The following is a 10,909-nucleotide window of genomic DNA, read 5'->3' as shown; positions in this document are numbered from 1 at the left end:
CCAGAATCTAAGGTCTTACGGCGTTATCGCTGTCTAATTTTGTCCGGACTATTGAATTAAGGCAAACTAAGGCTTTGCTAAACCTGTTAAAACAACATTTAAGCGCCTGGTCAAATGAATGTTTAAAGATAAGTAACTGGTTTTAAAATTGGAATCATAACTAACTATTTTTACAACTGAAGAATTTTACTAATCACAACTTTAAAGGAACGATGAATTGTTCTGTTTGATTTGTGTTGATCTCAATAATATACTGTGGTTTAATTCCTGTAAAAATCGCTTAAACAACCACGCTGTAAGGATTAAACTGTCACACGTCACTCTCGTAGATTTGCTGATTCAGCCGAAAATCTGATAGACAAATTTGACATTCTCTATATAGAATTCAAGAGAAGATAAGGTTCCCAAAATAATTTGCTGGAGCGGCTGAAGGTGTATCTCTTTCCTCGATAAGTGGTGAGATTTGAGTGAGTTTTTTCTAATAATTGATTGCAATTAGTAACAAGATAGGCACAACAATGGCTACAGATTTTCTGACTTCTTTGCCGACTAGTCAGGCGGCTCTTACGACCCGTCCCGTTGCTCCAGGTTTGGCAGTTGACCCCTTTACCGGAGATGATGTCACTGCCAAACCCTGGCTTTTTGGCTCTAGCGCTGGAACGAGTCTGGGCTTGACTGCTAGAGGAACCGTCACGCCTTCTACAAATGGGCTGCCAGGGTTTGCGACGGCGATCGATACTGCCGGAAATGGCGCACTTCGGCTCACTAGTGCAGGGGGAAACCAATCCTCGTTTGTCATCTTCAACGAGGCGATTAGTAGCGGTCAGGGGCTGTCTATTACCTTTGACTTTTTCTCCTATGGTGGCAGTGGTGCTGACGGAATCAGCTTCTTCTTGATCGACGGTAGTCAGTCACCGACGACAGCAGGAGCACCCGGCGGAGCGCTTGGATACGCGGCTCGTGGCTCCACCCCTGGGCTATTGGGCGGCTACTTAGGGGTCGGATTTGATGAGTTTGGCAACTTCTCTAGCCCAACCGATAACTCACCTGGAGGGACTGGGGCCGCTTCTGATTCGATCGCCGTTCGAGGCAGCCAGGCCAACAGCTATCGATTCCTCACAGGCAGTGGCACATTGCCCACCAGCTTAGACGTACCGGGTGCAGCAGCAACTCGTACCGCAGCTCGACGCACTGCCCGCATTGACCTCTCACCAACTGGGCTTCTCAAAGTGCAGGTCGATTTGAATGCGGATGGAGACTTTTTGGACAACGGTGAATCTCCTACAGCGCTTCAAAATTATGACGTGGCCGCCAACAACGGGGCCCTACCCGCCAACTTCAAGTTCGGCTTTTCATCTTCGACAGGGGGTTCGACCAATATTCACGAAATTCGCGGGCTGTCGATCGGTGCCAGCGGACAACTAATCGGGGGACTCGGAACGGGCACCAGCTACACCTCATTGCAGCCTCCCGTCGTGCTTTCTCCTACGTTGACCATCAGCCCCACTACAGGCAATCTGACCTCGGCGACGGTCTTCATCACCAACCTTAAACCAGGGGATGTCTTGAGCATTGCAGGGCAGCCTGTGACAACGACGAGTGGAACGATCGGAACGTTGACTTGGAGCTATGACTCTGCAACAGGTGCATTAGGCTTTAACGGGGCGGGAACGCCTGCCGAATATCAAGCAGCCCTGCGGCAAGTCACCTATCGCAACAGTGGCGCAACACCAGACACCGAAGTTCGCAATATCCGCTTCCGGCTCGATAGCGTTCCGGGTGGCCCTGGCAATGAAATTCCGGTTCAGGTGTCATTGACTACAGTGCGTCCTGGCCCAGACCTTTTGTGGCGAGACTCCGCATCCAATGATGTCGCCTTCTGGTATCTTCAAGGATCAACCCTTGCTCAGGCCAATATTGCCTCATCGAATTTGAATCCTGCTTGGGTGACGATCGATTCCAAAGACTTTGACGGCGATGGAATTGGTGATGTGTTGTGGCGCAAAACGGACACAGGTGAAACAGCAATCTGGTACATGACCGACAACGGGGTTTTTAAGCCCAACTCTGGGGGCATTTTATCAGCGGCAACCCGAACCCCGATTCAAATCATCAACGATGGGTGGGAGTTGGTCGGAGGAACCAATATTGATGCTGACCCAGCCCTAGAGCTAATCTGGCAAAATCGCAGAACGGATGAATACGCCTTCTGGAACGTAGACTACGCTACGAATACGGTCACCAGTTTTGATTACTTCCGCGATGCGGCTGGAAACAGGCTCAAGGTCGGAGGCTTCAACACTTGGACAATGGTCGGTTTGGCAGACTTTACGGGAGACAGCCGCTCAGAAATCGTCCTTCGCTATTCGCCACTTGATGAGACCGCTTATTGGCGCTTTAATATCGATGTGGCGACAGGTCAGTTGCGTCTGGCAAATGCCACCTTCTTGCCTAAAACAGGTTTCGCGACGGATACGTTGCAGGTTCGGGCGATCGCTGACTTTAATGGAGACAACCGCCCTGACATTCTCTGGCGCAAGTCTGATCAAGACCTCACCATTTTATGGACGATCGGGGTCGATGGTGCAGGACTTCTGACTGCAACACCCAGCACGCTGCCAACTACGGGCACTGCCGACTGGAAGGTTGCAGGAGCCGCTGATTTTGTGGGCAACGCGGGTGGTGGTGATGGCACCGCAGATATCGTCTGGCGCAATGCGGTTAGCGACGAGGTGGCTATCTGGTCGATCAAGGGCGGCGTGCTGGATTCACCCAACACCGATTTCGTTAGAAGGACGACTGGGTTAATTGCTAAGAGTGACCGTAGCACCTGGGATGTCAAGGCAGTCAACGAGTTTGGCGTAGGGACTCCAATCTAGAAGTTGTCAAGTTGCAAATGATGTCGAATGTTCAACAGCCGACTGAGTTTGGACAGGTTTGAGCATGAGTGAGAGGGGTGTCTTAGGGCATCCCTTTTTGGGGACTTTCTTCTTTCCGCTAGACTGGCAAAATGACCTTTTGTGGAGTTCTAGCCGCCATGACCAATCGACTTGCCCAGGCTCAGAGCCTCTATTTGCGAAAACATGCTGAGAATCCGATCAACTGGTGGCCCTGGTGTGATGAGGCGATCGAGACCGCACGACGTGAGAATAAGCCGATCTTTTTGTCGGTGGGCTATTCGAGTTGTCACTGGTGTACGGTCATGGAGGGAGAAGCGTTTTCGGATGAGACGATCGCTGACTTCATGAATGCCAACTTTTTGCCGATCAAGGTCGATCGCGAAGAACGTCCTGATCTGGACAGCATCTACATGCAGGCCTTGCAAATGATGGCGGGGCAGGGTGGCTGGCCGCTTAACATCTTCATCTCACCGGATGATTTGGTGCCCTTTTATGGAGGAACTTACTTTCCGGTAGATGCCCGCTACGGACGGCCCGGCTTTATGCAAGTCTTGCAAGCGATTCGCCACTATTACGATGTCGAGAAGACAAAACTCGACGGCATCAAAGCTGAGATTCTCAACGGGCTTCAGAGTTCTTTGTTGCTACAACCTGGGGCGCTGAGTCCCGATCTGCTCAAACTGGGATTGACCCACAACACAGAAGTTGTTTTGTCCAAACGGCCCGGGCCGAGTTTTCCGATGATTCCTTACGCGGATGTGGCACTGCGATCGACTCGATTCCCCAACTTACAACCCAGCGCTAGAGAAGCCAGTACCCAACGCGGCCGAGATCTGGCTCTAGGCGGCATTTTTGATCACGTAGGCGGTGGATTTCATCGCTACACCGTTGACCCTAACTGGACAGTGCCCCACTTTGAGAAGATGCTTTATGACAATGGTCAGATCGTGGAGTATCTGGCAAATCTTTGGGCGATGGGTGTGCAAGAAGCGGGATTTGAACGAGCGATCGCCTTCACTGTCCAGTGGCTCAAGCGTGAGATGACGGCCCCTCAAGGGTACTTTTACGCGGCTCAGGATGCAGACAGTTTCACGACATCAGATGAGGCAGAACCGGAAGAAGGTGCCTTCTACGTCTGGAGCTATGCGGAACTGCAAACCCTGCTGACGGCCGAAGAATTGGCGGAGTTGAGTGAGCAATTCACGATTACAGAAGCGGGCAATTTTGAGGGCGTAAACGTGCTGCAACGTCGCCAGTCGGGTCAGCTTTCTAAGTTGGTAGAAGCGGCACTGTCTAAGCTGTTTGTGGCTCGTTACGGGTTGCCTGCTCATGAATTGACGACCTTTCCCCCAGCGCGAAACAATCAGGAAGCCAAAAGCACCGCCTGGGATGGACGAATTCCATCGGTGACCGATACCAAAATGATTGTTGCTTGGAATAGCTTGATGATTTCGGGACTGGCTCGTGCTTACGGGGTGTTTCGAGAGTCGGAGTATTTGGAATTAGCGAGTCAGGCAGCGGATTTCATCTTGCGAAATCAGTGGGTCGATGGGCGGTTTCATCGCGTCAATTACGATGGCTCTGTCGAGGTGCTGGCTCAATCAGAAGACTATGCTCTCTTCACCAAAGCCTTGCTGGATCTACATCAGGTGACTCGGAGTATTCGTGCCGCTGCGCCTGAAAATGAGACAGATTGGCTGGGTCAAGCGGTTCAAGTCCAGGCCGAGTTTGACGAATTTCTCTGGAGTGTGGAGATGGGCGGCTACTACAACACGGCTAGAGATGCGAGTCGAGATTTGTTGGTACGAGAACGCAGCTACATCGACAATGCGACCCCGGCAGCGAATGGGGTGGCGATCGCTAATCTCGTCCGTCTCTCCCTACTCACCCAAGATCTGGACTATCTCGACAAAGCAGAACAAACCCTACAGGCCTTTAGCAGCATCATGCAAAAGTCCCCAACTGCCTGCCCTAGCCTATTTGCCGCGTTGGATTGGTTGCAAAACTGCACGTTGATTCGCACCAGTTCTGATCAAATTGCGCGGCTAGAAGCTCAATATCTGCCAACGGCCAGCTTTGCATTAGAAACGAATTTACCTGAGAGCGCGATCGGGTTAGTCTGTCAGGGATTGAGTTGTAAAGAACCTGCTTACAGTCTGGAACAGCTACAGCAACAAGTGCAACAAAGCTCGGTGAGACGTGCGTGAATTGTGAAATAGAGTTGGTGTTTTTAATTTTTCGCTATCGGTCGAAGAATAGTTGGAAGATTTTTGAAACTCTTATCTGACTGATTCTAAGGGCTAGGCGTTGGGGTCGGGGTTGGACTGGGAATGGGCTGGCTGGGGGCAATCTTGTCGATCGTAATTAAGGCCTCAATCACCGCTTTGACGATCGGAGCCGCTACCGTCGAACCAAACGCATCTTCACCTTTTGGCTCGTCAATCACTGCCACAACAGCATAGCGCGGAGCCTCGACGGGAAAGATGCCGACAAAACTCGTGATCTTGGCAGACTCCAAATAACCGCCTCCAGAACTGGCTTTTTGCGCCGTTCCTGTCTTACCTGCGATCCGATAGCCCGGAACCTGAGCCGCTTTGCCCGTCCCCTTTGAGACGACCGCCTCCATCATTTTCAGCACCGTTTGGGCTGTCGTGGGCGAAAAAACTTGTTTTGCAGTTGTCAGATTGGGTTGCCAATAGGGTTGTCCAGTCGCGTCGTAGAGTCCTTGCACAATGTGAGGAGTCAACAGCTTGCCACCACTGCCCAAAATGCCCTGTAGCTGCAATAGTTGAATCGGGGTCAGCGAAAATCCTTGCCCAAAGGCAGTCGTCGCCACATCAGCCGGAGACTGGACAAAGGTTTTGCGGTCTTTGAGTTGTCCTGCCACTTCAAACGGCAAATCAGATCCGGTAGACTGCCCCAGCCCGATGCGCTGGAGCCAACTGTAATATAGCGATGGCTTCATCTGTTGGACGATATGCACCATGCCGACATTGCTAGAGTGCTGCAATATCTCAGACACGCTGACCGGGCCTCTGGCACCCGCGTAAGAATAGTCAAAGTTTTGGATCGGCCAACTGTCAATGGAGATCGAACCTTCATCATTAAAAACCTGGTCAGGTTTAATGGCACCTGCTTCTAGGGCGATCGCTACATTCAGCGGCTTAAAAGTCGATCCTGGCTCATACAGATCGGTCAATGCCCAGTTCTTAAACAGTTCAACTTTGGCTTTGAAATACTCGTTGGGGTCGTAAGAAGGATCACCCACCAGCGCCCGAATGGCCCCATCTCGCACATCCATGACCAGCACCATTCCCCGCTTGGCAGAATACTTTTTGATCTGCTGTTTCAAGATGGGTAAAGTGGCGCGTTGAAGCCGACTGTCGATCGTCAGTTGCAAATGCAAATCGTCAATGTGGAGAAACCCCCCCGGCACCTGATCCGGCATGACCGTTCCCATTCCCGTCCGGCTGAGACGCACCGATTTGACCGATCGCTCTAGCAAATTTTTGTGGCTGTATTCGACACCGGCCTGCCCCGTTTGATCAACATCCACATAGCCCACAACATCCGCCATTACGTTTTGCTGAGGATAGAGACGCTGCTGCTGTTGTGCCAGATCTAGCCCGTCGAGTCGCAAGTCTCGAATGCGATCGGCTGCATTTTCTTGAAGCGAAAACTCCAACCGAATCCCGGTATCCGCAGATTCAAACTTACGAGTTAGTTCTGCAATCGATCGACCCAAAATAGGCGCTAACTTGCCCGCCACTTCTCCCTTTGACTCTTTGAAATACATCGGGTGAGCAAACAGCGTATAAACCGGACGATCGATCGCTAGAATGCTGCCATTGCGATCGACGATCGGACGACGCGGGATAAACGGTCGCAGATAGCTCGTTTGTTGCGCTCGCGCCTGTTTGAGCAACCGGGGAGCCTGCACCACCTGAAGCCGCACCAGATTGAGCATCAACAGCAAACTGCTGACCACCAATACCCCCCAGACGATCACAAGCCTGCCGATCGTAGACTTGGCTTGAGGAACATTTACCCGGCGCAGTCTAGCGATTAGAGACGGACGGCGAGAACGTCCACGAGGGTAAGAAGGGCTGCTCATAAGGGAAAAGGGCGAATAACTCAGAATGAACCGAAAAGGTGTTGTTGAAGGATGCCGCCACCGTCCCCCAATTCTGGGAAACTTTCGGACTTTCAAACTCAACAATCCAAATTCAGTAATGCCGGAGAAGAATGTCTTTCAATTCATCCCACCCGCGATCGGTTTAATATCCAAGGGGGGCAACGGGCGAAACCTGGGGAGTGGGCGCATTCTCAGGGGGCGCATTGCGAAGCGGAGCAGGCTTGAGAAAGATCATGCCGTCGGGAGTCCGAGGAACTAGCGTCGCGCCAGGGCTGTTTGCTTGATTTGCAATGTGGTTTTGCAGCAGGGCACTATTGGCTCCCAACTGTCGCTCACTGCGTCTGAGTTCTTCAAGCTTTTGATATTCCTTGCCCCAAAGCTGCTGAGAGTCAACCGTCCAGATATAAGTCACGAGAGCCAGACCCGATACCGCAAAGGTTGTGATCAAAGAAGCCTGTTGGAGCTTGATCAGCGATCGTACCCATTTGGGCGGGGCATTGAGCGACGGCAGTCTTCTAACCGTGGACTGATCCGCAGGAGGCGCAACTCTCATTCTCGCTCGTCTCAAATCTTGCGGTTGGGCAGCAGGAGCCATCCGAGGAGAAGCGGCGACTCTAAGAGAACGATTTTGGCGATCGACAGGTCTTAGCACAGCAGACATAAATACCAGCACTCCTATAAGCACAACCACGTAGAACAGAGCAGCACCAAATCAGGCAGCCTCGCCCAATTGAGCAGGTTTCCGTCCAAAGGCAAGAACGACCCTTATTGTATCTGGAGACTCCCAATCTGATGAGCTTATTTAGAAAATCTCTCGTTCGCCAAGGGAGGGGTGAGGAGTGAGGAGTGAAAAGCGGCGTTGCCAGATATTTAGAGCCGCCTAAGCGCTTGATCCTGGTTGACTGACAGAACTCCTGAAACCCTCGATTTTTCGTAGGTTGGTGTTGAGCAACGCGAAACCCAACAGCAGCCTTTCTACCGTTGCTAACGTTGGGTTTCATCAGGTTCAACCCAACCTACCTGAAAAGGTTTGTCAGTCTGCGGTTAAGTTTCCTAAGCGCTTGATCAGACGTTGTTTATCGATCGATCGAATTTGGTTTAGCAAGACAACAGAATCGTTTCCAAGTCCACCTTCGGGAGTTTGAACTAGAACCTCAGTTGGATAGAGGGGGTCTTCAAACTGAGAGGTGATGGCAGCGACAATTGTAATAGGACTATGGAGATTGGCAATGTCGTTTTGCAGGATCAAGGCAGGACAGGTCTTTTTGATTTCTGATCCCACCGTTGGATCGACGCTAACCAGGTAGACTTCTCCGCGATTGGGATAGGTTACTCTGGAGTGCTTTGCCACGGTTCTTCTTCCAGCGCAAACCATTCTTCAGTTAAATTCAAATCACGATCGGCTCTGCGGATAGCTCCTTCTTGCAGTTGCTTTCTCAACGTTGCCTTACTTTTTTCGTGAATGTAGTAGTTGACAGCTTGATTAATAAATTGGCTAAGATCGCCTTTCTGCGTCAACTGATCAATGAGTTGAACGGTCTCTTCGGGAAGTGTGATGTTGAGCGATCTATCCATGACAGTTCAAATCGATCGACTCCATCATTATAGGAGGCGCTGAGGCGGAGAGGAACGATCGTGGTTTTGCAATGAATGCGATCGTTGGAAGGCGATTAGGACAAAGCGCAACTTTAGAAAAACCGCAAAACGAATCGCGCTGCATTCCCCAATTCATCACTTCGAGGGGCGATCGTCCTTCATCCCTTCCCAATGTAGGGTTCACAGCGATCGCGATCGTTCTTCAGTTCTGGGGTGTAGAGCAGATAGGACAGAAGCGGAAGAAAATGGTAAGCTCAGACTCCAAATTGTTCGATGATTTTGTAGATGCCTTACATCCCTGCCCCTAAATTTTTGGAGGCTTTCCTACACGCAAAACTTGTAAAGCCGAAAACTTCTGTTCAAGGCGGCGGCGGATTGAGGAAGCGATGGAAAGACGATGAGGGCAACATTTACGAATGGGATAGTAGGCATGGCACGGTCGAGAAGTATGATAGGAAGGGTAAGCATCTCGGCGAGTTTGACCCAATTACAGGCGAACAACTTAAGCAAGCGAATCCTGATTACGAGGTGGAGCCATAACCATGACTGACCCAATTAAGGTTCAAGCGCGATCGATTCTAGGACGTGATCCTTCGTTTGTCAGAGTGTTGCGTTGGTATGAGAAGAGCGGCGATCGCTTGGCGGGTGAGGCTTTGCTCGATTCATTGATGCTGCCCGAATTGCAAAGGTTGTTTCGAGAGTCTTCAGACAATCTGATGGTGGATTGCTACCCGGTCTCTGCGGCTCAGGTGGCTCCACTTCAGGCAGCGATCAGTGCAAAGCGCAACGGTAAAGGAAACGCTGAATCCATTGATCTCGATGTTTACGATTACTACCTTGAATGTGATGCGGTTTGATTTGCGGCTTCTCCAAACTTGCGTGCCCTGATCGCTTTTCGAGGGTGCTATTGGTGATCGCATTCTGGACGCACCTTTATAATTTGTGTGATCGTAGTTTTGTGAAGTGCGACCGCTATGGTTTAAATAAGTGAGTGAGGACAGCGATCATTTGTTTCCAGAGAGTCGGGACATGGCTGATGGAAGTTTAGGAAGCGCCATCTTTGCACAAGTTTTGATATTGCTTACTGTTTAAATTGTTGTGGAGGTAGCTGTTGAGCCATTGACAGCCAAGTAGGTAAAGATTGTCCAGATCTAAGTTCCACAGTATAACTGTGCCATCTTCACTTGCAGAAGCAACAATATTGCCATTCGGGCTAAAGCTAACCTCAAGAACAGTCTCGCTATGTCCTCTGAGGGTCGCAAGCTCTTGTCCCTCCAAACTCCAAAGTTTTACTGTTTTATCTCCACTACCTGTAGCAAGAGTTCTGCCATCAGGACTAAAACTAACACTATTAACCCAATCATTATGTCCTTTGAGCGTTCTGAGTTCTTGCCCACTAGAATCCCACAACCTCACCGTTTTATCCTGACTTGCGGAAGCAAGAATCTTGCCATCAGGACTAAAACTAATATCTAGAATTTGACCGTTGTGCCCCCTTAAAGTTCTAAGTTCTTTTCCACTCAAGCTCCACAGTTTTACTGTCTTATCCTCACTGGCAGTAGCAAGAGTTTTACCATCAGGACTAAAACACAAACTAGTGACAGCCTGACCATGACCTTGAAGAGTGGCGAGTTCTCTTCCACTCAAGCTCCACAGTTTTACTGTCTTATCCTCACTGGCAGTAGCAAGAGTTTTACCGTCAGGGCTGAAGACAGCATGAAGAATTGCACCATCATGACCTTTTAGGGTTTTAAGTTGAACTCCATTTAAGTCCCACAGTTTAGCTGTTTTATCAGCACTTGCAGAAACGAGCATTTCGTATTTCGGATCAAAACGAACTCTCTCAACAGGCTGACTATGCCCTTCTAGCCGCTTAAGTTCTCTACCTCTTAAGTCCCATAGCTTCACCAGTTTGTCACTACTAGCGGTAGCAATCAGTCTGCCATTTGGACTAAAACTTACACTCCAAATTGCGCTGTTTGGTTTTCCAGGGAGTTTGAGTAATTCTTCTCCTTTCAAGTTCCACATTTTCACCGTATTGTCGTTCCCACCAGAAACGATTGTTGTAGCATCAGGGCTAAATTTAACACTGTAGACTGTTACACCATGCCCTCTAAAGACTTTAATCTGCTCACCATCCAAGCTCCAAAGTGTTACTTCATCGCTGCTTGTGGCGATCGTCTTACCATCAGGACTAAAACTCACGCTGTGAACAGTATTGGGGTGGCCTCTGAACGTCCTCAGTTCCTGTCCGTCTAAGCTCCATAACTTCACGGTC

Annotated in this window: 10 protein-coding genes; 5 read left to right on the top strand and 5 right to left on the bottom strand. The window is 50.2% G+C overall.

Annotation, left to right across the window (positions count from 1 at the left end):
* The first annotated feature begins 518 nt into the window (after nucleotides 1–518).
* Complete coding sequence (locus tag ACKFKF_RS29120) at nucleotides 519–2,879, top strand: hypothetical protein (RefSeq protein WP_446870869.1); 2,361 nt, start codon at nucleotides 519–521, stop codon at nucleotides 2,877–2,879.
* A 131-nt stretch (nucleotides 2,880–3,010) separates the two neighbouring features.
* Nucleotides 3,011–5,107: a thioredoxin domain-containing protein gene (locus ACKFKF_RS29115; RefSeq protein WP_446870868.1), complete on the top strand. Its 2,097-nt coding sequence runs from the start codon at nucleotides 3,011–3,013 to the stop codon at nucleotides 5,105–5,107.
* 86 nt (nucleotides 5,108–5,193) lie between these two features.
* On the opposite strand, the gene ACKFKF_RS29110 is transcribed toward ACKFKF_RS29115, so the two are convergent.
* From ACKFKF_RS29110 to ACKFKF_RS29095, 4 genes are all read right to left on the bottom strand, one after another.
* Nucleotides 5,194–7,014 (bottom strand): peptidoglycan D,D-transpeptidase FtsI family protein, encoded by a 1,821-nt coding sequence (locus ACKFKF_RS29110; RefSeq protein ID WP_446870866.1) that lies wholly within the window; start codon nucleotides 7,012–7,014, stop codon nucleotides 5,194–5,196.
* A 163-nt stretch (nucleotides 7,015–7,177) separates the two neighbouring features.
* Nucleotides 7,178–7,696 (bottom strand): hypothetical protein, encoded by a 519-nt coding sequence (locus ACKFKF_RS29105; protein WP_446857511.1) that lies wholly within the window; start codon nucleotides 7,694–7,696, stop codon nucleotides 7,178–7,180.
* 372 nt (nucleotides 7,697–8,068) lie between these two features.
* Nucleotides 8,069–8,386: a type II toxin-antitoxin system PemK/MazF family toxin gene (locus ACKFKF_RS29100; protein WP_446870864.1), complete on the bottom strand. Its 318-nt coding sequence runs from the start codon at nucleotides 8,384–8,386 to the stop codon at nucleotides 8,069–8,071.
* A complete protein-coding gene (locus tag ACKFKF_RS29095) occupies nucleotides 8,365–8,610 on the bottom strand; it encodes a hypothetical protein (RefSeq protein ID WP_446870863.1) in 246 nt (81 codons plus the stop codon). The genes ACKFKF_RS29100 and ACKFKF_RS29095 overlap by 22 nt, the downstream gene beginning before the upstream one ends.
* Nucleotides 8,611–8,681: 71 nt before the next feature.
* On the opposite strand from ACKFKF_RS29095, the gene ACKFKF_RS29090 reads away from it, so the two are divergent.
* The 3 genes from ACKFKF_RS29090 to ACKFKF_RS29080 are packed head-to-tail and all read left to right on the top strand — an operon-like array spanning nucleotide 8,682 to nucleotide 9,488.
* Nucleotides 8,682–8,939 carry a hypothetical protein gene (locus tag ACKFKF_RS29090; RefSeq protein WP_446870862.1) on the top strand — a complete coding sequence of 86 codons (258 nt, stop codon included), beginning with the start codon at nucleotides 8,682–8,684 and terminating at the stop codon, nucleotides 8,937–8,939.
* Complete coding sequence (locus ACKFKF_RS29085; protein WP_446870861.1) at nucleotides 8,917–9,171, top strand: colicin E3/pyocin S6 family cytotoxin; 255 nt, start codon at nucleotides 8,917–8,919, stop codon at nucleotides 9,169–9,171. Before ACKFKF_RS29090 ends, ACKFKF_RS29085 begins: the two co-directional genes overlap by 23 nt.
* A gap of 2 nt (nucleotides 9,172–9,173) precedes the next feature.
* Nucleotides 9,174–9,488, top strand: a complete 315-nt coding sequence (locus ACKFKF_RS29080) for a DUF7683 domain-containing protein (RefSeq protein ID WP_446857515.1) — start codon at nucleotides 9,174–9,176, stop codon at nucleotides 9,486–9,488.
* A 187-nt stretch (nucleotides 9,489–9,675) separates the two neighbouring features.
* Here ACKFKF_RS29080 and ACKFKF_RS29075 read toward each other — a convergent pair.
* Nucleotides 9,676–10,909 (bottom strand): WD40 repeat domain-containing protein (locus tag ACKFKF_RS29075; protein WP_446870860.1); only part of this gene is annotated, 1,234 nt, incomplete at its 5' end.

Source organism: Phormidesmis sp. 146-12 (assembly GCF_052939495.1).
This window is presented reverse-complemented; position numbering and strand designations above follow the sequence as displayed.